This is a genomic window from Nonomuraea sp. NPDC004186 (assembly GCF_053603495.1).
The window spans coordinates 1-21,895 of the sequence record NZ_JBSGFQ010000068.1 but is presented as its reverse complement, the minus strand read 5'-3'; the positions used below and the strand labels follow the sequence as shown (position 1 = coordinate 21,895).

Below are 21,895 nucleotides of genomic sequence, written 5' to 3'. Positions count from 1 at the left end.
CGGCACGTGCTCAGCGCTCTGAGGGCCCGGTGCCGCGCCAGGGGTCGTAGTCGACCTCCAGCGGCTCCTGCGGCGGCCGCTCGGCCTCCGGCACGTGCTGGAGGTTGACCCGGATGCGATACCACACGCTGCTGCGCCCCCGCATGCCGTCGACCAGCACGTCGGCGGGCTCCAGCCGGGCGGCGACCGCCGGGTGCCGGGCCTTCCACCGCTCGAACCCGGCCAGCGCCTCCTCCTTGTGCTCCGCCCGCGCGATCTCGATGACGGGCATGGTCTGCTGCCGGCCCCCCGTGCCCTTGGGTGGCTTGGGCGCGGGCCCGAGCTCCTCGGCCAGCGCCAAGAGCCCGTCGAGCGAGCCCGGGTGCAGGTCCATGTCCTCCCACGGGTCGCCGGCCTCGGCCAGCCGCTTGGCCACGGTGTCGATCGTGAACGCCTCGGGGCGGCAGCCGGGCACCTCGTCCCAGGTCAGCGGTGTCGAGACCCGGGCGTCGGGCACGGCCCGCACGGAGTAGGCGGAGGCCACGGTGCGGTCGTAGGCGTTCTGGTTGAAGTCGACGAACACGCCGTGCCGCTCCTCCTTCCACCACCGGCTGGTGGCCAGCTCGGGCGCGCGCCGCTCGACCTCGCGGGCCACCGTCTCGGCCGCCTTGCGCACCTTGGCGAACGGCCAGCGCCGCTCGATGCGGGCGTAGACGTGGAACCCTCGCGAACCGGACGTCTTGGGCCAGGCGACCAGCCCGTGGTCGGCCAGCACCTCGCGCGCCACCTGCGCGGTGGCCAGCACGTCGGCCCACTCGACGCCCGGCACCGGGTCGAGGTCGATGCGCAGCTCGTCAGGCCTGGACAGGTCGTCGGCGCGCACCGGATGGGGGTTGAGGTCGACGCACCCGAGGTTGACCACCCACAGCAGCTGGGCCAGGTCGGTGCAGACGACCTCCTCCGCGCTCAGCCCCGAGCGGTATTTCAGCTCGGCCACCTCGATCCAGTCGGGCCGCTTGGCCGGGGCGCGCTTCTGGAAGAACGCCTCCTGCTCGATGCCGTGCACGAACCGCTTGAGCACCATCGGCCGCCCGTGGACGCCCCGCAGCGCCGCCTCGCCCACGGCCTGGTAGAAGCGGATCAGGTCGAGCTTGGTGTGGCCGGACTGCGGGAAGACCACCTTGTCGGGGCTGGTGACGCGGACCTCGTGACCCGCGACCTCGATGTCAGGCATACGGTCACGATACGCGGGGCCACCGACAAGGCTCAGGGCGCCAGCTCGGCGCGGCGGGCGCGGCTGCGCGACTCCAGGTAGGCCAGGCCGAGCTGCCGGTGCCTGGCGATGGCCGCCCGATTGTGGTCGAGCGCCTGCTCCGTACGCCCGAGCCGGAGCGCCAGCTCGGCCAGCACGTCCTGCACGCAGCCCAGGGCCGCGCTGCCCGTGCCCAGGACGATGGGCTGGTCGGCGATCGGCAGCAGCCGCTCGTACATCTCCCCGGGGTCGGGGGTGCCGAGCTGGGCGGCCACCAGACCCCAGACCGGGAAGAAGAAGTCGGCCGACCAGTCCTCCCGCAGGTCCACGCCCCACCGCCCGAGGAGTTGCCGCGCCTGTTCGGTGCGGCCGACGTCCAGGGAGGCCAGGATGGCGAGCGGGCGCACCATGCTCATGAGCGGCTGATCGCCCGCGGCCACCAGCTCGTCCAAGAGCTCCGCCACCCGGCCCTGGCCGCGCCGGCAGGTGTAGAGGACGCCGAGGCGGCGGGCCTCCTGGCCCCACAGGCTCGCCCCGAAGGAGATCTTGGGGAAGTGCTCGGCCAGCGCCTCCGCCTCCGCCCATCGGCCGTGCAGGGCGTGGTCGGCGGTCTGCGCGACGCGGACCATGGCCTCCAGCTCGGGCCGGGCGACCTCGTGCAGCAGCTGCTCGCAGCGGGCCAGGTCCCTGCTCCACTCGGCCAGCTCGCCCGCGCGCAGCAGGCACGCCATGCGCAGCACCCGCGCCACCAGCCTGGCCTCCCTGGGCAGGCCGGGAATGGCCAGCATCTCCTCGGCCGCCGCCAGCCGCTCGGGGTTGCGGCCGGGTACGAAGCTCGCGATCACGTAGTTGTTGAGCGCCCTGGCCAGCACCATCGGGTCACCGGAGCGGCGGGCCAGGCCGACCGCGTCGAGAGCCAGCCGCTCACCCTCGGCGCGCCGGGGGCCGTAGTGCAGCTCGATGCCGAGCGTGCCCAGGAGCGCGGCCCTGGACCGGTCGTCGAGGTCGCCCGCCAGGAGATCCTCCAGGATCGCGACCATGTCCTCGTCCACGATGCCGTACGGGCGCCAGTTCCACACCGACAGGCCGCCGAAGACCGAGACCGCCGCCACCAGCGCGTCCCGGTCGCCGAGCCGCTGGGCCTGGGCGACGGCCTCGGTCAGGTCGCGGTAGGTGCCTTCGGCGTCGCCCGTGGTGCGCCGGGCCTGGCCCAGCTCGGTGAGCACGCGGCAGCGCTCGGGCGAGTCGCCGGGCGGCAGGTGGTCGAGCGCCAGCTCCCACAGCTGCACGGCCTCCTGGTAGCCGTGGCGTTCCGCGGCCTGCGCGGCGGCCCGGGCGGCGTACGTGACGGCCTTGGGCGCGCCGCCCAGCCGGGCCGCGGCGGCGAAGTGGCCGGCCAGGATCGCCGGGTCGGCGCCGGGCAGGGTCTCCAGGTGCCCGGCGGCCCGCAGGTGCAGGCGGGCGCGGCCGAGCCGGGTGAGCCCCTGGTCGAGCGCCTGCCGTACGAGGGCGTGGGAGAAGCGGTAGTCGGCGACCCCGGCCGGCATCTCGGCCAGCAGCCCGGCGGCCAGCGCGGGCTCCAGCCGCGACATGACCTCCTCGACGGGGCGGTCCACGAGGGCGGTCAGCAGGTCCAGCTCCACCTCCCGGCCCGCGACCGCGGCGGCTCTGAGCAGGTCCCTGGTGGGCTCGGGGAGGCGGGCCAGGCGGCGTTCGATGACGTCGCGGGCTCCGGGCGGGACGAGGTGGCGCTCGCGTTCGGGCAGGCGGAGCAGCTCGGTCAGGTAGAACGGGTTGCCGCCCGAGCGGTCGAGCAGCTCCTGCGGGTCGGCCGCCACGTCGCGCAGGCGCAGGTAGTCGCGCACGCCCGAGGCGTCGAACGGCGCCAGCGGCAGCCGGCGGCCCTCCCTGGCCAGCGCGCCCAGGGTCTCGCGCAGCTGCTCGGGGTGGTCGCCCGGCTCGGGCCTGAGCGTGGCCACGACGAGCGCGGAGGTCCTGGCCAGCTCGCCGGCGACGTGGCCGAGCAGCTTCAGCGAGGAGGCGTCGGCCCAGTGCAGGTCCTCCAGCACCACGAGCAGGGGGCCGGTCCGCAGCTCCGCCAGCACGGCGTCGTACAGGTCGAACAGCTCGGCCTGCGGGGACGGCGGGATCAGGCCCGCGCGGGTCCACGGCCAGAACGCGGGGGCCGTGCCGCCGTCGAGGCAGCGGCCCCACTCCACCCGGAAGCCCCTGGCCGTGGCCAGGTCGGCGACGGCCCTGGCCAGGCTCGTCTTCCCGATGCCCGCCTCGCCGGTGACCAGCGCCAGCCCGCCCCTGCCGTGTCGGGCCCGCGCCAGCAGCTCCTCCAGGACCCGCAGCTCGCCCTCCCTGGCCACGAGCCTGTCGGACCCCGGCCCTGCGGGGACAGGCGCGGGAGCGGGGTCCTGGATGTGCGCCGGGTTGAGCTTGGGGCCCGGGTCGAGCTCGGGTGCCTGCTCGAACACCGCCTGCTCCAGCCGCCTCAGCTCGGGCCCCGGCTCGATGCCCAGCTCGTCGGCGAGCAGGGCGCGCACCTTGCGCAGCGCCGCGAGCGCGTCGGCCTGGCGGCCCGCCCGGTACAGCCCGAGCACCAGCAGCCCCCACGCCCGCTCCCGGTACAGGTGCGCCTCCGTCAGCGCCTCCAGGTCGGGCACGCTCGCCTCTCCGAGCGCCAGCCGGGCCTCCAGCCGGTCCTCCTCGGCCACGAGCCGCAGCTCGTCCAGCCGCGCGGACGCCGCCGGCGCCAGATCGGGGAACTCGGCCAGCGGCTCCCCCCGCCACAGCGCGAGCGCCCGGTCGAGCGTCCGCGCGCCCTCCGCGTGCCGCCCCTGCCTGACCAGGCGCGCCCCGTCGGCGGCCCACGCGGCGAAGCGGCCCACGTCCGTCTGGCCGGGCGTGACGTCCAGCACGTAGCCGGGCTCGCGGGTGAGCAGCACCCGGGGCGGCGTACGCGGCTTGCGGTCCGGCTCCAGCACCCGCCGCAGATGCGAGACGTACGCCTGCAGCGTCGCCGTGGCCTTGGCCGGCGCCTCCCCCGCCCACAGCTCCTCGATCAGCCGGTCCAGCGGCACGACGCGGCCGGGCTCGAGCGCCAGCCTGGCCAGGACCGCCCGCTGCTTGCGGGTGCCGAGGTCGAGCCGGTTGCCGTCGCCGTCGTCCACCTCAAGCGGACCGAACAGTCTGAACTCCACGAACCCCAAGTCAACCTCAAATAGTTCCCAAGTGCCGAAACGCATGCTTGATCCATGAACGAACTGAAGAACCTGACCACCGGCCGCGTGCTCCTCCCCGGCGACGAGGGTTTCGACGAGGCGCGCAGGCCGTGGAACCTGGCCGTCGACCAGCGGGTGCGCGCGGTCGTCGAAGCGGCCGACGCCGACGACGTGGCGGCCGCGGTCGGCTACGCCCGCCTGCACGGGCTGGCGGTGACCGCGCAGCCGAGCGGCCACGGCGCCTCCGGCGACACCGAGGGCACGATCCTGCTGCGGACCGGCGGCCTGGGCGGAGTGGAGATCGACAACGGGGTGGCGCGCGTCGGCGCGGGTGTGAAGTGGGGCGAGGTGCTGGCGGCGGCGAGCCCGCTCGGGCTGACCGGCCTCGCGGGCAGCTCCCCCGTGGTCAGCGTGACCGGGTACACGCTGGGTGGCGGGCTGAGCTGGTTCAGCAGGAAGTACGGCTTCGCCGCCGACAGCGTGCGGGCCTTCGACGCGGTGGACGCCGGGGGCCGGCGGATCCGGGTGACGGCCGAGCGGGACCCCGAGCTGTTCTGGGCGCTGCGGGGCGGCGGCGGCGACTTCGCGGTCGTGACGGCGATGGAGTTCGATCTGCGGCCCGCCCCCTTCCTGTACGGCGGGCGGATCACGTGGCCGATCGAGCGGGCGCCCGAGGTGCTGGCCGCCTACCGCGAGGTCACCGCGACCGCGCCGGACGAGCTGACGGTCTGGTTCGACCTGCTGCAGATCCCCGGCGGGCCGGGGTTCGTCATGATCGACAGCACGTACCTGGGCCGGGACCCGGGCACGCTGCTGCGGCCCTTCGAGCTGATCGGCGGCGCACTCAGTGACAACCGGCGGCTGCTGCCGGTCGCCGAGCTGGGCTCCATCTGCGACGAACCCACCGACCCCCAGCCCGGCACCAGCCGGTGCGAGCTGCTGACCGGGCTCGACGACCAGGTGGCCGGCGTGCTGCTGGGCGAGCCGATCGACCCGATGATCAGCGTGCAGATCCGGCACCTGGGCGGCGCGCTGTCGAGGCCCGCCGACGGGGGCGGCGCCGCGGGGCACCTGGACGAGCCGTACCTGATCTACGCGATCGGCGCGCCCACCGAGGCCACGGCCGAGCGCCTGGAGCGGCTGGGCAAGGCGCTGGTGCCGTTCAGCAGCGGGCGCAGGCCGTACACGATGCTGCACGGCGGCGAGCAGGCCGCGGCGGCGTTCCCGAGCGAGTCGCTGGCCCGGCTCCGCGACCTCAAGCGCTCCCGCGACCCGCACGGCGTCATCCGAGCCAACTTCCCCGTGCTGGGGTAGAGCCGGGCGGCGCCGCTCAGGGCCGGATCTGGTGCGTGATGGACGGGTCGGTGATCGCGGTGTCGGCGGCCAGGAGGAACGCCTTCGACAGGACGATCGACAACATGCCGCCGTCCTCCTCGAAGGGCAGGAAGACCGGGTCGCCGGAACCGCGGCGGGGGACGATGCACAGGTAGGCGTCGTTGGGTTCCATGAGGATGTTGCCCGAGCCGAGGTGGATCTTGTAGGTGCGCAGGTCACCGCGGACACGCAGGAACCGGTCGGCGATGGTGCAGCGGTCGGCGATGGCCAGGCGCGGCAACAGCCGGGTCAGCGCGTCACGGCGGATGCGGGCGGTCTCGGTCAGGTCGCCGAAGCCGTAGGACTGCCAGTACTCACCGTCTCCCTCGGGGTCCAGGCCGGTGGAGGTGACGCCGACAGCCAGGTCGGCGTCACGCAGCACCTCCGACAACGTCAACGGGGCCACCTCGGCCAGCGGGACTCGGCGCCCGCCGGCGTCGGTGAAGTGGAGATCGCCGCTGACGCAGATGGACACCGTGCCCAGGTCATCTCGCTCGAACGAGCCCTCATCCAGATGAAAGCCCCAGTGGGCGACCAGGCCGCCGGGGAGCTCCTTGGTGGCTTCGGCCTGGTCGGAGCCGTACTCCCAGCCCCAGTGGCCCAGTGACATCCCGGTCCAGCCGCGTCCGGTCAGCAACGCCTTCGCCTGACCGTAACGCAGCAGATGACCGGTGAAGCGGCGCGAGTGGTCGAGAGTCTCCTCTTCGGCGGGGGTGAGCAGGTAGACCTCGCGGAATGCCTGTTTGAACGGCTGGCGCAGGCCGTACTCCATGAGGTGGTCGCGCCAGGCGCGCACTTCTTCCATGCTGTGGGAGATGGGGTGCCAGAGGAGCACCGGGGTGTCAGAGTCGGGCTGGATGCGGCGCCCTGCCGGGTCGGTCAGCTCCCAGGTGCCGTCCACGAGCACCGGGCGCCCGGCCGGTCCCTGGAGGATCTCCCAGATCAAGGTCCTGCCCATGGAACCGGTGACCGGGTGGTCGAGGTAGTACTCGCACACCTCGCTCCAGCGCCAGATGCGTTCGGTGGCCAGTGCGCGCTCGATCCGGAAGCGCTCGGCCGGCAGGACCTTCTTGATCTCCTTGGCGGTGGCCTTGAGCTCGGCCAGCAGCTCCTTGTGCTCCTCGCGGACGGCCTTGGGGATCGTCTTGCGGATCTTGCCGGAGGGGTCGACGAAGCCCACGACGCCATCGAGGGCCAACCGCAGGCCGTGTTCGGTACGGGTGCCGTCGGTGCCCAGCCCGAAGGCCGGGACCGTGCGCTCCAGCAGTTGCTCGGGCGACAGCCCGCTCCGCTCGGCGACCGCGTCCAAGGTCTTGGTCACGCCCGCCAGGATGGTCTTCTTGCGCACCTTGGCCTGCACCCGGGCCAGCTGGGCGACCACCTCCAGACCGCCGCGCCGGGCCAGCACCCCTATCGCGGCGTTGGCCAGCATCTCGCTGCGCGCGTTGGCACCGGAGCCGCCGATCCCGGTGCCGGTCGCCACGGCGACGTCGCCCAGCAGCGCGGTCACCCACGGCTTGTCGATCAGCTCGCAGGTCCACACCATGCCGCGCAGCGGTACGGCGGTGCGCTCGCGCAGGAAGACGGTCTCGGTCCACTCGCCGTCGCGGATGGGGTACCGGAGCGTGACCTCACGATGGGCGATGACCTGGCCGAGGATGTCTTTGATCAGTTCTGCGGCCTGCGGGGTCAGCAGCTCGGTAGCCCGCCTGGTCCACCTGGCGCTGGGTCTGGAGGCGGTGGCGGTGGTCCAGTGCCGCAGCAGTGGCAGGACCTCGGGAGCGGTGAGGCGGGTGGCGTGATCGGCGATCATCCGGGTGGCGAACGCGTCGTCCTCCCACATGATGTTGCGGACCGTGGCGCCGGGATCGCCGGCCTCCGGTTCGGTGAGCAGCGCCTCCAACGGCTCGCGGAGGACCTCCCAGGCGGGCTTCCAGTACTGGGCGAACCACCTGGGCAGGGAGTTCAGCACGACGCGCCGCTCGTGGTAGGGAAGCCGGGCGGTGGCGGCCAGTGGCAGCCGGTACAGCTCGGCGTAGTTGGTGTGCCGCCAGGTCATCAGGCCGTTGGCCGCGCTCCACAGCTGGGTGACCACCGCCTTGGGAACCTCCGGCAGGTGGCCGATCACCTCGCGGATGACGTCGAGCCGGCGTTCGTCGTGATCGTGGCCGCCGTCCCAGCCGAGGCTGAGCCGCATCTGCGCCCACACGGCGAAGAGGCGTAACTCGCTCTCGTCGTACTCCGCGACCTTGAAGGCCTGATGAGCGGCGAAGGCGGAGTCGAACCGCTCGAACACCTCTTTGTGGTCATTGGCCAGATAGACGAAGTCGTAGTGGTTGTTGAGTGGAGAGTCCTTAAGAATGTCGTAGTTCACGTCAGCCCCCGACCAGGGTGACGAGCTTGACGAAGGACACCACCGGATCGACGGTCAGATCGATCCCGGTGCCCAGGTCCTCGATCTGCCGGTCGCCCACCAGCAGCAGGAATCCGTTGCGGGCGAACGCGGCGTCGGCCTGCTTCTCCCAGTCCAGCCTGCGAGCGGTGCGCGTCTCCAGCTCCCGGCCTGTCGCCGTCTCATCGCGAAACATCACTGATGCCATCGAACGCCCTGTTTCTCGAAATGTCAGATGATGACGCCATCTATAGCAACGCAGGGCGACAAAACATCAGCGACAGTGGGCTCTGATGCTCTTCGAGATGTGGGCGCGAACCCGGACGTCTCAGAGGTCGCCGAAGTCACCGTGGCGGCCCGCGCCCGCGGCGAAGCGGGCGGCGCCGCCCACCGCGTCGGGCAGCGAGACGAGCCCGTGACGCAGCTCGTTCAGCATCGCCTCCTGCTCGCTCAGCCCTTCCTGCTCCAGCGCCGACAGCCGGTCGCCGCGCAGGCAGGTCTGCGGGAAGCGGGCGATCTCGCGGGCCAGCTCCTCGGCCTGCCGCCGGGCCGTGCCGGTCGGCACGAGCCGGTTGGCCAGCCCCCACTCGTACGCCTCCCGCCCCTCGACGGGCCGGCCGGTGAGGATCATGTCCATCGCCCGGGAGGAGCCGACGAGGCGGGGCAGCCGTACGGTGCCGCCGTCGATGAGCGGCACCCCCCACCTGCGGCAGAACACCCCGAAGACCGCCCCCTCCTCGGCCACCCGCAGGTCGCACCAGAGGGCCAGCTCCAGCCCGCCCGCGACGGCGTGCCCGGCCACGGCGGCGATGACCGGCTTGGACAGGCGCATCCTGGTCGGGCCCATGGGCCCGTCGCCGTCCTCGCCGACGTGGTTGTCGAGTGCCTTGAGGTCGGCGCCGGCGCAGAACGTGCCGCCCTCGCCCCACAGCACCGCCACGGCGGCATCGGAGCCCTCGAAGTCACGGAACGCGGTCACCAGCGCGTCGGCCGTCTTGCGATCGACCGCGTTACGCGCCTCCGGCCTGCTGATCACCACGGTGGTGACCGGTCCCTCGCGCTCCACGCGTACGGTCATGCGGCCCTCCTCGGGGAAGTCCTCGGGGAACGGGCCGAGCGTACGTCCAAGCCGGGGTTCCCGGCCAGCAACTCACCGTCAGTGGTGGCCAAGAGACTCCAGACGGACAGGTTCCATCAAAGCGACCTGGGCACCCTCGAAGCCCGCCAGACGGATGGCGACGGTCACTGCCTTCCATACAGCCGGCGTGAGGTCTTGGCGGAGCCGAACCGCGAAGTCGGTCAGCCGTTGCACCGGGTCGCGTTGGCTCGCATCGCGTGCGTCAGGGCGATCGGGCGCATGCTCGCCGAGCTGCTACGCGGAGCACGGCCTCGGCGGTCTTGATTCGGAATCTCGCAACAGGCCCAGCGGATGGTGGCAGAATGTGACCATGCGGCCACCCCGAGCGAAGTACTTCAACACCACCGGCCCGTGCGGCCCGCAGGACCACTACATGGTGCCTCCCGCGCAGCGGCTCCCGGAGGCACGGACGCTCATCGACATGGACCGCTACTTCGTGCTGCACGCGCCCCGGCAGACCGGGAAGACGACCGCGCTGCGCACCTTGGCGTCCGAGCTCACCGCCGAGGGCGACGTCGCCGCCCTGATGTTCTCCTGCGAGCGTGCCAAGGCAGCTCGTGACGACGTCGGCTGGGCGGAGTCGCTTCTGCTGGATTCCATCCGCGAGGCCGCCGAGCGGTCGGGATGGCCGGACGAGTTGCTGCCGCCGGATCCCTGGCCCCAGGTCACGCCGGGCAGTCGGTTCGGTGCGGCGCTGAGCGAGTGGTGCCACCGCTGCCCGCGCCGGGTGGTGCTGTTCTTCGACGAGATCGACGCCCTGCAGGGCACCGGCATGATCAGCATTCTCAGCCAGCTGCGTGACGGTCACAACGCGCGACACGAGGGCCGTCCCTTCCCCACGTCCGTCGTGCTGTGCGGGTTGCGCAACGTGCGTGACTACAAGGTCGCCTCGGGCGGCAATCCTGACGGGTCGAACCCGGCCGGCCCGTTCAACATCATCGCCGAGTCGCTGCGCCTTGGCGACTTCACCGCCGATCAGATCGCCGAGTTGTACGACCAGCACACGCAGGCGACCGGCCAGGAGTTCACCAAGGACGCGGTGGATCGGGTCTTCGAGCTGACCCAGGGACAACCGTGGCTGGTCAACGCCCTCGCCCATGAGATCATCTTCGAGATTGGGGCGATCGGCGCCATCACCTCCCGACAGGTGGAGGAGGCCAAGGAGCGGTTGATCCGGGCGCGCGCCACTCATCTGGACGCGCTGGTGGCCCGGTTGCACGATCCCCGGGTCAAGCGGGTGATGGAGCCCGTGGTCGCCGGGTCGTTCCCCAACGTCGATCCCACCTTCTCCGACGACCTCTCCTACGTCCGCGATCTGGGCCTGGTCAAGCAGAAACCGCCGCTGGAGGTGGCGAACCCGATCTATCGGGAGGTCATCCTGCGGGTGCTGGGAGATCCGTCGGAACAGTACGTGATGGCCGAGCCGCGCAGCTTCGTACTGCCGGACGGCCGTTTCGACCTGGACCGTCTGCTGAAGGAGTTCGTCGTGTTCTGGCGCGAGCACGGCGAGGTGCTCATCCGGCAGGAGGGCTACCACGAGGCCGCCTGCCAGATCATCCTCATGGCCTTCCTCCACCGGCTGGTCAACGGCGGAGGCTATCTCGACCGGGAGTACGCCGCGGGCACCAAGCGCCTGGACGTGCTGGTCCGCTGGCCCTACACCGGCCCGGAAGGCGAACGGCTGATGCAGCGCGAGGCGATGGAGCTGAAGGTCTGGCGGGCAGGCGGGGACGACCCGTTGCCCGACGGCCTCGCGCAGCTCGACCGGTATCTGGACCGGCTCAGCCTCGACACCGGCGTGCTGGTGGTCTTCGACCGGCGCCCAGAGGCCCCGCCCTGGAAGGAGCGGGGCGATTTCGACCAGGCGACCACGCCGTCCGGCCGCCAGGTCACCGTCCTGCGAGTGTGACGGGTGCCCGAGTCTCCGGCAAGAGCCGATCCCGCGGTTGAAGACCATGGCGATGGATGAGATACACCGCAGCCCTGCCCCGGGACCTGGTGGCCCGCCTCGACCGCCGTCTTCGCCTGCCGAGCCGCCCTCCGATGTCCAAGCGCGACCGATCCGCGATCTTGGCTGCTCCCGCCGTACAGCTCAGCGCCCTGCCGCCTGGCTCCCGGCCTGCGCGATTGGATCAACCCGCGGCGAGTGTCTGAAGCAGACGGCCGGAAGGCGCTGATATCCGCGCGGGCGAAGGCGATCTCCGCCATGCCGTTGTGACCTTGCTGCTTCAGCCACTCGGTGGGCGCCCTTTCCACGTCGTTGCTGGAGCGGCGGCAGTTCACCGGCCTGGCGTTGCCCTCCGGGTGGCGGACACACCTGCTCGAACACAGGCGTATTCGCCGTCGAGGGCCGGTCCTCGCGCTCGCCACAGGACTGCTCACGACCCAGGTCGTGACCGCCGGCGTCACCCGCGGGTGGGCTCACCTGGGTGGGGACACTCAGTAGCTTGACACCGTGTGGATGGGCTGGACCCGGGACGGTGGCAGGACCTGGCTCCAGTGCGGCCCGTTCGAGGTGAGCTCCAGCGGGCAGACCAGGACCAGCGCCGCACAGCGCACCAGCGTGCTTGAGGTGGGGCCGCCACGACCCGCCCTCCATTCGCTGCACGAATTGGTGGTGATCGCCGGCTGGGGTGAGCGGACCCACCCCAGCGGTCGTCAGAGCGTGACAGCCCCCGAAACGAGCTCGTCGAACAGCTCCGAGCCCTCCGCCGGGCGGTCGATGCCGCGCAGCGGGCCGTGATCCACGAGGTGGGCCTCGGCGTAGAGCCGGGCCACCAGCGCCTTGCGGCCGTCGTCGAGCCCCCAGGCGGCCTGGTCCTCCAGGAGGGCCGCGGCGTACACGTCGGCCATGAACTGCGCCAGCGGATACAGCCGCTCCTCCGCCACCGAGGGCTCCAGCGCGGCCCACGCCGTGACGGCCTTGGCGAGGTCGTCGATACGGGCGTGGACCAGGTCGGAGGTGGCCAGGTCGCGCAGGCGGTCGAGGAAGGGCAGGTGGGCCTGCTCCTTCACCATGGCCCGCCGGACGTCGAGGCAGAGGATGTTGTCGCCGCCCTCCCAGATCGGGTTGACCTGGGCGTCGCGCAGGAGGCGGGCCACCGGCCACTGCTCGATGTAGCCGTTGCCCCCGTGCACCTCGATCGCGTCGCTCGCCGCCGTCACGCCGAGGCGGGCGGCGCGCAGCTTGATCAGGGCGGGGGCGATGCGCAGGCGGGGGCCGGCGAGGCCGTCGAAGGCGAGCGCCTGGGCGGCCTCGACCTCGACGATCAGCTCGCTCAGCTTGCGGCGCATGAGCGGCTGCTCGATGAGCGGCCGTCCGAACGCCTCGCGGGACCGGGCGTAGCAGATCGACTCCACGAGCGCGCGCCTGGCCACGCCGACGCCCATCATGGCCACGCCGAGCCTGGAGGCGTTGGTGAGCTTCATCATGGTCCCGAGCCCGGAGCCGGAGCTCTCTCCCGAAAGCGGAAAGGCCTCCGCGTCGCTGAACTCGACCTCCGCCGACGCGACCGCACGGGTGCCGAGCTTGTCCTTGAGCCGCCGGATCCGCACGCCGTTGCGGCTTCCGTCCCGCCGGTCCCACAGCACGAGGAACGGCGACACGTTCCCGTCAGGGCGCCTGGCCAGCACCACGAACGCGGATCCGTTGGCGTTGGAGGCGAACCACTTGAAGCCCGTCAGCAGCCACGCGTCGCCCGCGGGCTCCGCCGTGGCCTCCAGCGCGGCCAGGTCGGAGCCGCCCGTCCGCTCGGTGAACATCTGAGCGGCCTCGCCGGAGTAGTAGCCGTTGGCGAAGATCTCTCGCACCCGATCGCGTACGTCCTCGGGCGCGTACTTCTCGGCGAGGGAGACCACCATGTCCCCTCCGGTGCCGAGCGCGCAGCCCATCCCGATGTCGGCCTGATCGAGCAGGTACGTCCAGGCGGCGGCGAGCGCGGCCGGGTTCGCCCCGTGGGCCCGGGCCTCGGCGGCGAAGGACGGAGAGGTGAAGTTGTCCTCCATGAGCGCCCGCCGGGCCGCGTGGAACGACGGCGGCATGACGACCTCGCTGACGTCCCTGCCCCACTTGTCGTACTTCTCCAGCCGCGGCGGGTTGCGGTCGGTCTCCTCGGCGCACTCGGCCACGAGCCCGCCCATCAGCGCGCCCAGCCGGTCCAGGCGCGGCTCCGCCCAGGCGAAGCCCTCGCCCAGGTGGCGCCGCATGAGCAGGCGCAGCGTGGGATCGCAGGTCCACCAGTTGCGCCCGGCGGCGCCCTGGTAGCGCTCGGTGGCGTAACGGTCGCTGCGGTCGACAGGTTCGATGAGATAGCGCCCCATACTCGCGAGTGTTACATATACTCGACACGCGATGGAAGAGCGTAACACTCTGAGCGCCAGATCGGCCGTGCTGAGCGCGCTGCTGGGCAGCCACCCGCCGCGGCTGCCGGCCCGGCAGCTGGTGCGCATCGGCGCGCTGTTCGGCATCGCCGAGGGCACCGTACGGGTGGCGCTGTCGCGCATGGTCGCGGCCGGCGACCTCCTCCAGGACGGCCGCTTCTACACGCTGTCGGAGCGGCTCGCCGAGCGCCAGGCCAGGCAGGACGAGAGCCGCGACCCGCACACCAGGCCGTGGGACGGCACGTGGGAGGTCGCCGTGGTCACGGCGGAGCGGCGCGCGCCCGCAGACCGGGCCGCGTTCCGGGCCATGATGACCGCGCTGCGCCTGGCCGAGCTGCGCGAGGGCACCTGGATGCGGCCCGCCAACCTGGTGCGCGCGTGGCCGGAGGCCGTCACGGCGCAGTGCACGCTGATCGACGGCCGCCCGCACGACGACCCCACTCCCCTGCTGTGGGACCTGGACGGCTGGGCGGCCGAGGCCCGCAAGCTGGAGCGGGCCCTCGACCGCGCCTTTGACCGGGCCGGCGGCCTGGCCGAGGGCTTCCTGGTCTCGGCCGCCGTGCTGCGCCACCTCCTGGCAGACCCGCTGCTCCCGCGGGAGCTGCTGCCGACCGGCTGGCCGGGCGCGGAGCTGCGCGCCCGCTACGACGACTTCGACCGCCACTACCGCGAGGTGCTGTACGAGCACCTCAAGGACTGAAAACCGTCAGAGGGGCACGCCGAAGATGATCCGGCGGTTCCTGAACTCGGTGACGCTCCACAACTTGCCGCCCTGCACCGTCAGGTCCTCCGGCCCGATGGGGAATCCCCGCGTCTCCAGCTTGCCGTCGGTCTGGACGAGCAGCTTGCCGTTGGCGTTCGCGCCGGCCGCCTGGCTCAGGTACCACTTGCCGCCCCACGAGATGGCCCCCTGGATCTTGGGCTGTCCCATCACGAAGGCGTCCTCGGGCTCGCCGCCGGATAGGCCCAGGGGCCAGCGGCCCACCCAGCCGCCCGGGTCGTTCTCGCGGTACTCGCCGGTGACCAGCCGCGGCGTGCCGCCGCTGCGGTCGATCGAGACGAACGAGAAGAGCGGCCCCGGCTTCGCGACCTTCCAGAAGTCGGTCTGCGGCATCACGTACCGGTAGCCGAAGGCGTGGAACTTGCCGCCCTGCCGCCCGACCCGCGTGGGGTCGCCCAGGTCGTTCTGGGCGGTGCGCAGGTCGAGCACATGCTTCAGGTCGAAGACGCGCAGCCCCCGCTTGGTGTCGGCGATGTAGACCAGGTCGCCGTCGCACGCGATGCCACCCGCGTGGATGTTGATGGGCCCGTACGAGCCATCAGGCTTCGCCTCGACCAGCAGCGCATGCTGATATTTCAGGGTTTTGGGGCTGAGAAAGGACACCCTGATGCCCCGCTCACCCACCTCCGGCTTGAAATACCAGGATGCCAGGAACGCCGGCACCCCGATGGAGCCCGACTCGTCCGAGCAGGTCAGCCCCTGCGGGTACCAGTCGACCGTGTCCTGGTCCTTGACGTCGAACGCGTACCACTCGGACGGTTTCGGGCTCATCGCCCCGAGCGCGCCCGATGCCCCCTTGCGGGTCGCCGTCCTGTTCGCCTGCGCCAGCACCGCCTCGACACCGGCGCCGCCGATCTCCCCCGCCAGCTTCGCCGCCCCTTCGGCCAGGTCGCCCGTTTCCCTGCGCAAGGCGAAAGGTGCCTTGTTCGTGGGTACCATCCCCGTTGCCGCCATAACTTCCTCGCTTTGCCGTCCCTTGACCTAGTTTGACGGACGGAGTGCGATAGAAGTTTGCCTTCAGGGCCACAAATGCACCGGAAGTCCCGACAGTGACAGCTCACGGTAACGCTGTACGAGTCGTTCCCGGTCGCCCTGGAAACGTTCCAGAGCCTCCCGCTGCCAGGCCGCGCCCGTGCGGCGCAGCCGGGTGCGCTGCGCGATCACGTCCAGCGCGCCGTCGGCGTCCGACGGCGTCACCCCCGCCGCGAGCAGCCCTTCCCGCGCCTCGGGCAGCAGGCGGAGCACCAGGTCGGCGGCCTCGAAGTCGACGTCGAAGCCGGGCCAGGAGAGCTTGGCGTCCAGCCCGTGCATGGCGGCGCGGTAGAAGTTCTGGTACGCCTCCCCGAACCGGAAGCCGGTCAGGTCACGCTCCGCCTGCGACAGCGTGAGCCCGAGCAGGAACGCGGTGTTGGCCGCCATGTCCGCGCACGACGGGCCCGCCGGCAGCGCCCGCATCTCGATCCGCAGGTGACCGCCGTCGGCCGGGTCGTAGACGGGCCGGTTCCACTGCCAGATCGTGCCCTGGTGCAGCCGCAGCTCCGGCACCTCGTACGGCTCCGCGTCGTCCCTCAGATCGGGCACCACGGGGTCGTAGTCCCGCACGTACCGCTCGAACAGCTCATAAGCCCCCTCACGCACCCAGTCGGAGCCGAACGTGACCCGCCCGTCCCTGCGCTCGCGCCGCTGCACGTCCCGGTCGTCGGCGGCCTCCTCCATCAGCGCGATGCGCGTCTCCTCCCACAGCCGCCTGCCGAGGAAGAACGGCGAGTTCCCGCAGGCGGCCAGCACCGGGCCGATGGCCAGCTGGGCGGCGTTGAACAGCCGGGCGAAGCGGTCGGGCGGCGTGCGGATGTGCACCTGCCAGGAGGTGTTGGCGCTCTCGAGGATCACGTCCTCCACCGACAGCTCCAGGTCGTCGATCTTGACGAGGAACGGCTCCAGCCGCAGCCGCCTGATGCCCCTGCTCATGGCCCGGTAGCGGTTCTGGTCGCTCATCGCGCCGACCGTGAAGTCCTCGGCGTCGAGCGTGGGCAGGATGCCGATGGGCAGCGCGCCTCCGCCCTCCACCGCCCCGTCCACCTTCACGATCGTCTCCTGCACCTCGCCGCTCAGCCGCTCGAAGGGCCGCCCGGCCAGCGGCGTCGGGGTCAGGTTCACCTCGACGTTGTAGCGGCCCAGCTCCAGCACCACGCGGGGGTCGCCGAGGGCTTCGAGCACCTGGCTGTTGCGGGGCAGCGGCCGGCCCCGCTCGTCGATCAGGAACAGCTCCAGCTCGGCCCCGACCGTCGCCGGGCCCTGGCCGAAGCCGGGGGTGGCGAGCAGCTCGCGCAGGACGCCGAGCTGCTCCCGGATCCGCTCCCCGAAGGCGGCGTACTCCGCCTCGGAGAACCGCTCCTTATCTAGATCTCGTCCCATCACCCCCTTCTGTCCTATTCACCAGGCTTGACACATCACCAATGGATAGATCCCCTGTCCTCCAGGAACGCCCCGGTGGGGCCGTCGGCGTCGAGGGTCGCGAGCCGCACGGCGATGGCCGCCCCCTGCTCGGCGGTCTGGAACCCGCTGTGCCCGTTGAGGTCGGTGGCGCAGTAGCCGGGGTTGGCCGCGTTCACCTTGATCGGAGTGTCGATCAGCTCCTTGGCGTAGCTGACGGTGACCATGTTGAGCGCGGTCTTGGAGGAGTTGTAGGGCATGATGTTGACGTCCCAGAAGGGGCTCTCCCGGTCCATCGCCATGGTCAGCGAGCCCAGCTCGGACGTCATGTTCACGATCCGGCCGGCCTCCGACTCCCGCAGCAGCGGCAGCATCGCGTTGGTGACCGTCACCACGCCGAACACGTTCGTCTCGTAGACCTCCCTGAGCACCCCGGCGGGGGTGGCGCTGGGACTCGGGTCCATGAAGCCGCCGGTGATCCCGGCGTTGTTGACCAGGATGTCCAGCCGGCCGTACTCCTGCTCGACCCACTTCGCGGCGGCGGCCACGCTCGCCTCGTCGGTCACGTCGAGCCGCACGTACGGCTGCCCCAGCCGCTCCGCGGCGGCCCGCCCGCGCTCCTCGTCGCGCGCCGCCACGATCGTGGTGACACCCTGCTCGGCCAGCAGCCGCGCGATCTCGTAGCCGATCCCCTTGTTGGCGCCCGTGATGAGGGCAATCTTCGTCATGCGTCCACGTTCGCCCAGGTCACAACGGGTCCGGGAGAGGTCTGGAGAGGCTGGTATCACCGGTACCACCCAAGCGCGGCCGGACATCACTGAGGATGGAGGCATGAACCGCGACGAACTCGCCGACTTCCTGCGCGTCAGGCGCGCCCGTGTCACCCCCGCCGAGGTGGGCCTGCCGGGCGGCGAGCGGCGCCGCACGCCGGGCCTGCGCAGGCAGGAGGTCGCGCAGCTCGCCGGCATGTCGATCGACTACTACATCCGGCTGGAGCAGGGCCGGGGCCCGCACCCGTCCAGGCAGGTGCTCAACGCGCTGGCCAGGGCGCTCATGCTGGGCCGGGACGAGCGCGCCCACCTGCTCCACCTGGCCGGACACGCGGTGGAGACGCCCCGGATCAGGGAGGACGTGCCCGAGAGCCTGCTGCACCTGATCGGGTTCATGGAGGAGGTCCCCGCGTACGTGCTGGACGCCAGGTACGACATCCGCGCCTGGAACCCCCTGGCCAACGTGCTCATGGGCGGCCTCGACACCGTGAGCCCGGACGACCGCAACGTCATCCGCTGGGTCTTCATGTCCCCCGACATCGCCGAGTACCTCAGCGACGAGGAGAAGGGCCGCTTCGCCCGCTCCTCCGTCGCCGACCTGCGCGCCGCCGCGGGCCGCTACCCCGACGACCGCAAGATCCAGGCGCTGGTGGCCGAGATGCTCGCGCTCAGCCCGCACTTCGCCGAGCTGTGGGCCAGGTACGAGGTCGAGATCCGCAGGGAGCAGCGCAAACAGGTCACGCATCCGCTGGTCGGCACCATCGACGCGATCTGCCAGGTCATGCCCGTGCCCGACCGCGACGACCTCCGCCTCGTCCTCTACACCACCGAACCCGGTTCACCCTCCCACCAGGCCTTGCGCGACCTGCGGCAACTGACCCTAAGCTCATGAGATGCGAGCGGTTGCGTTTGACATCTTCGGCGGTGAGCTCGACGTGCGCGAGCTGCCAGACCCGTCCCCCGCCCCGCACGGAGCGGTGATCAGGGTCGAGGCGACGGGGCTGTGCCGGTCCGACTGGCACGGCTGGCAGGGGCACGACCCCGACATCAAGGTCCTGCCCCACGTGCCGGGCCACGAGCTGGCGGGCGTCGTCGAGGCGGTCGGCTCCGACGTGCGCGGCTGGCTGCCGGGGGCGCGGGTGACGGTCCCGTTCATCTGCGCCTGCGGCTCGTGCCCGTCGTGCGCCACCGGCGACCAGCAGGTGTGCGAGCGGCAGACGCAGCCCGGCTTCACCCACTGGGGCTCGTTCGCCGAGTACGTGGCCATCGACCACGCGGACGTCAACCTGATCGCGATCCCCGAGGACATGGACTACGCCACGGCGGCCGGGCTCGGCTGCCGCTTCGCCACCGCCTTCCGCGCCGTGGCGCAGGTCGGCGAGGTGCGGCCGGGCGAGTGGGTCGCGGTGCACGGGTGCGGCGGCGTGGGCCTGTCGGCCGTGATGATCGCGACGGCGGCCGGGGCCCGCGTGGTGGCCGTGGACATCAGCACCGACGCGTTGCACCTGGCGGAGCGGGCGGGCGCCACGCACTTCGTCAACGGTTCGGCCGGGGACGTGGCGGCCCAGGTCAGGGAGCTGACCAGGGGCGGCGCCCACGTGTCGATCGACGCGCTGGGCAGCCCGCAGACCTGCGCCGCCTCCATCGAGAGCCTGCGCCGCAAGGGCCGCCACGTTCAGGTGGGGCTGCTGCCGGGAGGGCCGACGCCGGTGCCGATGGGCCGCGTGATCGGCCATGAGCTGCGGCTGCTGGGCAGCCACGGCATGGCCGCGCACGCGTACCCGCCGATGCTGGAGATGATCAGGGCCGGGATCCTCCATCCCGACCAGCTCGTCACCCGCACGATCGGGCTGGCCGACGCCGGCAAGGCGCTGGCCTCGATCGGCTCGGTGCCGGGCGTCACGATGATCACTCCTCGAGCTCCACTCTGAGCGTCCTGAGCACGAGCGCCAGCATGGTGTAGTGGGCCACCAGCACGACCAGCTCGATCCGGCCCGGCTCGTCGTAGCGGTCGCAGAGCGCCGTCCAGGTGGCGTCGGTCAGGTCGCCGATGGAGTGGAGGTCGTCGGCGACCTGGAGGATGAGCTGGTCCTCGACCGGCCAGAGGGCGTCCGGGTGGCTCACCGAGGCGATCTCCAGGTCGGTGAGCCCGGCCGCGCTGCCCAGGCGCGCGTGGTGGGCCCACACGTAGGCGCTGCCGGTGTGGTAGGCGGTGCGCAGGATGGCCAGCTCCCGGTCGCGGGCGGGCAGCGTGCCGTCGAGCAGCGCGCCGCCGAAACCCAGCCACTCCTTGTAGAGCGCGGGGTGGCGGGCCAGCGTGGTGAACACGTTCTGCGGGTTCGCCTTCGTGAAATCGTCCCATTCTTCGGGCGGGAGGGGGCGTACGCGTGGTTCCATGTCCATGACCATTCCACAAAAGCGCATGTTTGGCCTGACGGTTATTTGGCAGGACTTTTCACATCCGGGTCAATAAGTCAGGATTAGGAAGCCCGCAGACGTTGCAAGCCGGCCGACCGCAAGGACGCATGGTGATTCGAACGTTGCTCGCTGAGGACATGAACCTGGTACGCGGGGCGATCGTGGCGCTGCTGGCTTATGAGGAAGACATCGAGGTCGTGGCCGAGGTCTCCAGGGGAGATCGCATCCTGGCCGCGGCCAGGGCCACCCGGCCCGACGTCGCCGTCATCGACATCGCGTTACCCGGCAAGGACGGGCTCACCGCCGCCGGCGAGCTGCACGCGAAGCTGCCCGAGTGCGGGGTGCTCATCCTGACCGGCGTGGGCACGCCGGGCCTGCTCAAGCAGGCGCTCGACGTGCACGTACGGGGCTTCATGGCCAAGGACGCCCCGCCCGACCGGCTGGCGGACGGGATCCGCCGGGTGGCCGAGGGAGAGCGGGTCATCGACTCGGAGCTGGCCATCGCGGCCATGAGGCCGCCCGAGGCGCCGCTGACGCCGCGCGAGCTGGACGTGATCGGGGCCGCCGCGGACGGGGCGTCGATCGGGGAGATCGCGGCGTCGCTGTTCCTGTCGGAGGGCACGGTACGCAACTACCTGTCCAAGACGACGGCCAAGCTGGGTGCCCGCAGCAGGATCGACGCCATCCGCATCGCCAGGGAGTCAGGCTGGATCTAGGCCGATCACCTCCAGGCCCGTGTGCGCGGCCAGGAAGGCGAGGGCGTCCGCCGCCAGCGCGACCGACCTGCTGGCCGCCCGCGCGCCGTGGCCCACGTCCGGCTCGTGCCGGAGCAGGATCGGCCGGTCCCCGCCGGCCGCCCACTGCAGGGCGGCGCACATCTTGCGCGCGTGCATCGGATCGACCCGCGTGTCGGCCGCCGAGACCGTGAACAGCGTCGCCGGGTAGTCCGTCCCCTTTCTGACGTGGTGGTAGGGCGAGTAGGCGAGCAGCCAGCCGAGCTGTTCGGGGTCGTCGGGGTCGCCGTACTCGCCGGTCCAGGAGGGGCCGAGGCCGCCGAGGTGGTAGCGGGCCATGTCGAGCAGGCCCGCCGAGCACACCGCCGCCGCGAACAGGCCGGGCCGCTGGGTGAGGGCCGCGCCGACGAGGAGGCCGCCGTTCGACTCGCCCCAGATGCCGAGCTGCCCGGGGGTCGTCCAGCCGTCGGCGATGAGCTTGCCGGCGGCGGCCGCGAAGTCGTCGAAGACGTTCTGCTTGCGCTCCAGCATGCCGTCCCGGTGCCACTCCTCGCCCTCCTCGCCGCCGCCTCTGAGGTTGGCGACGGCCAGCACGCCGCCCGCCTCGACCCAGGCCAGGGAGTCGGCGGCGTAGCCGGGCCGCAGGGGGATGCCGAAGCCGCCGTACCCGGTGAGGATCGTGGGACGGGGGCCGCCCGCCGACGGGCCCGCCACCACGACCATGCGGACGCGGGTGCCGTCGGCCGAGGCGTACTCGATGTGGTGGCTGCGCACGGCGGGACGGCTCACGCGGCCCGGCGGGGCCGACCAGAGGGTGGTCTCGCCGGTGCGGACGTCGTGGCGCCAGACCTCGGGGGGCGTGACGGCGTCGGTGTAGGCGAACCACGCCTCGGAGCCGCCGCCGGGGCGCGAGGTCAGCGAGGCGATCGTGCCGCTGCCGGGCAACGTCAGGGAACTGCGCCGGCTGCTGATCGAGCCGTCCAAGAACAACATCGACGAAAAAGAGCTCCTGCT

General features: G+C 71.8%; 17 protein-coding genes. 6 read left to right on the top strand and 11 right to left on the bottom strand.

Annotated features, from left to right (window positions below):
- Window positions 1-10: 10 nt before the first annotated feature.
- Window positions 11-1,213 carry a non-homologous end-joining DNA ligase gene (gene ligD, locus ACWEPL_RS41105; RefSeq protein WP_452439390.1) on the bottom strand — a complete coding sequence of 401 codons (1,203 nt, stop codon included), beginning with the start codon at window positions 1,211-1,213 and terminating at the stop codon, window positions 11-13.
- 32 nt (window positions 1,214-1,245) lie between these two features.
- Window positions 1,246-4,440, bottom strand: a complete 3,195-nt coding sequence (locus ACWEPL_RS41100) for a BTAD domain-containing putative transcriptional regulator (RefSeq protein ID WP_452439389.1) — start codon at window positions 4,438-4,440, stop codon at window positions 1,246-1,248.
- Window positions 4,441-4,494: 54 nt separating this feature from the next.
- Between ACWEPL_RS41100 and ACWEPL_RS41095 the strand changes: the two genes are divergently transcribed.
- On the top strand, window positions 4,495-5,775 hold the full coding sequence (locus ACWEPL_RS41095; protein WP_355195069.1) for an FAD-binding oxidoreductase: 1,281 nt from the start codon (window positions 4,495-4,497) through the stop codon (window positions 5,773-5,775).
- A 16-nt stretch (window positions 5,776-5,791) separates the two neighbouring features.
- On the opposite strand, the gene ACWEPL_RS41090 is transcribed toward ACWEPL_RS41095, so the two are convergent.
- From ACWEPL_RS41090 to ACWEPL_RS41080, 3 genes are all read right to left on the bottom strand, one after another.
- Entirely contained in the window at window positions 5,792-8,209 is a 2,418-nt protein-coding gene (locus ACWEPL_RS41090) for a DUF4132 domain-containing protein (protein WP_452439388.1), read from the bottom strand.
- Between the two features lies 1 nt (window position 8,210).
- A complete protein-coding gene (locus ACWEPL_RS41085; protein ID WP_452439387.1) occupies window positions 8,211-8,426 on the bottom strand; it encodes a hypothetical protein in 216 nt (71 codons plus the stop codon).
- A gap of 129 nt (window positions 8,427-8,555) precedes the next feature.
- On the bottom strand, window positions 8,556-9,305 hold the full coding sequence (locus ACWEPL_RS41080) for a crotonase/enoyl-CoA hydratase family protein (RefSeq protein WP_452439386.1): 750 nt from the start codon (window positions 9,303-9,305) through the stop codon (window positions 8,556-8,558).
- Window positions 9,306-9,675: 370 nt separating this feature from the next.
- Here ACWEPL_RS41080 and ACWEPL_RS41075 point away from each other — a divergent pair, with 370 nt between their 5' ends.
- Entirely contained in the window at window positions 9,676-11,274 is a 1,599-nt protein-coding gene (locus ACWEPL_RS41075) for an AAA family ATPase (protein WP_452439385.1), read from the top strand.
- Window positions 11,275-12,023: 749 nt separating this feature from the next.
- Here ACWEPL_RS41075 and ACWEPL_RS41070 read toward each other — a convergent pair.
- Window positions 12,024-13,685 (bottom strand): acyl-CoA dehydrogenase family protein, encoded by a 1,662-nt coding sequence (locus tag ACWEPL_RS41070; protein ID WP_452439384.1) that lies wholly within the window; start codon window positions 13,683-13,685, stop codon window positions 12,024-12,026.
- A gap of 31 nt (window positions 13,686-13,716) precedes the next feature.
- Here ACWEPL_RS41070 and ACWEPL_RS41065 point away from each other — a divergent pair, with 31 nt between their 5' ends.
- A complete protein-coding gene (locus ACWEPL_RS41065; protein WP_350722106.1) occupies window positions 13,717-14,445 on the top strand; it encodes a PaaX family transcriptional regulator C-terminal domain-containing protein in 729 nt (242 codons plus the stop codon).
- A gap of 6 nt (window positions 14,446-14,451) precedes the next feature.
- Here ACWEPL_RS41065 and ACWEPL_RS41060 read toward each other — a convergent pair whose 3' ends face one another.
- The 3 genes from ACWEPL_RS41060 to ACWEPL_RS41050 all read right to left on the bottom strand — a co-directional run bounded on the left by ACWEPL_RS41060 (window position 14,452) and on the right by ACWEPL_RS41050 (window position 17,687).
- Entirely contained in the window at window positions 14,452-15,435 is a 984-nt protein-coding gene (locus ACWEPL_RS41060) for a hypothetical protein (RefSeq protein WP_452439383.1), read from the bottom strand.
- Between the two features lie 108 nt (window positions 15,436-15,543).
- The gene (locus ACWEPL_RS41055; RefSeq protein ID WP_452439382.1) at window positions 15,544-16,941 is read right to left on the bottom strand and encodes a glutamate--cysteine ligase; all 1,398 of its coding nucleotides are present in this window, start codon (window positions 16,939-16,941) and stop codon (window positions 15,544-15,546) included.
- Between the two features lie 35 nt (window positions 16,942-16,976).
- Entirely contained in the window at window positions 16,977-17,687 is a 711-nt protein-coding gene (locus ACWEPL_RS41050) for an SDR family oxidoreductase (protein ID WP_452439381.1), read from the bottom strand.
- Window positions 17,688-17,790: 103 nt separating this feature from the next.
- Between ACWEPL_RS41050 and ACWEPL_RS41045 the strand changes: the two genes are divergently transcribed.
- Together ACWEPL_RS41045 and ACWEPL_RS41040 are read left to right on the top strand one after the other, a co-directional pair.
- A complete protein-coding gene (locus tag ACWEPL_RS41045; protein ID WP_452439380.1) occupies window positions 17,791-18,621 on the top strand; it encodes a helix-turn-helix transcriptional regulator in 831 nt (276 codons plus the stop codon).
- Between the two features lies 1 nt (window position 18,622).
- Window positions 18,623-19,660: a zinc-dependent alcohol dehydrogenase family protein gene (locus ACWEPL_RS41040; RefSeq protein WP_452439379.1), complete on the top strand. Its 1,038-nt coding sequence runs from the start codon at window positions 18,623-18,625 to the stop codon at window positions 19,658-19,660.
- On the opposite strand, the gene ACWEPL_RS41035 is transcribed toward ACWEPL_RS41040, so the two are convergent.
- Complete coding sequence (locus ACWEPL_RS41035; protein ID WP_363965269.1) at window positions 19,638-20,132, bottom strand: carboxymuconolactone decarboxylase family protein; 495 nt, start codon at window positions 20,130-20,132, stop codon at window positions 19,638-19,640. The genes ACWEPL_RS41040 and ACWEPL_RS41035 overlap by 23 nt on opposite strands.
- A 122-nt stretch (window positions 20,133-20,254) precedes the next feature.
- Here ACWEPL_RS41035 and ACWEPL_RS41030 point away from each other — a divergent pair, with 122 nt between their 5' ends.
- Complete coding sequence (locus ACWEPL_RS41030) at window positions 20,255-20,863, top strand: response regulator (RefSeq protein WP_397365424.1); 609 nt, start codon at window positions 20,255-20,257, stop codon at window positions 20,861-20,863.
- Here the strand turns inward: ACWEPL_RS41030 and ACWEPL_RS41025 are convergent.
- On the bottom strand, window positions 20,849-21,895 hold a 1,047-nt coding region (locus ACWEPL_RS41025; protein ID WP_452439378.1), incomplete at its 5' end, for a prolyl oligopeptidase family serine peptidase. The genes ACWEPL_RS41030 and ACWEPL_RS41025 overlap by 15 nt on opposite strands.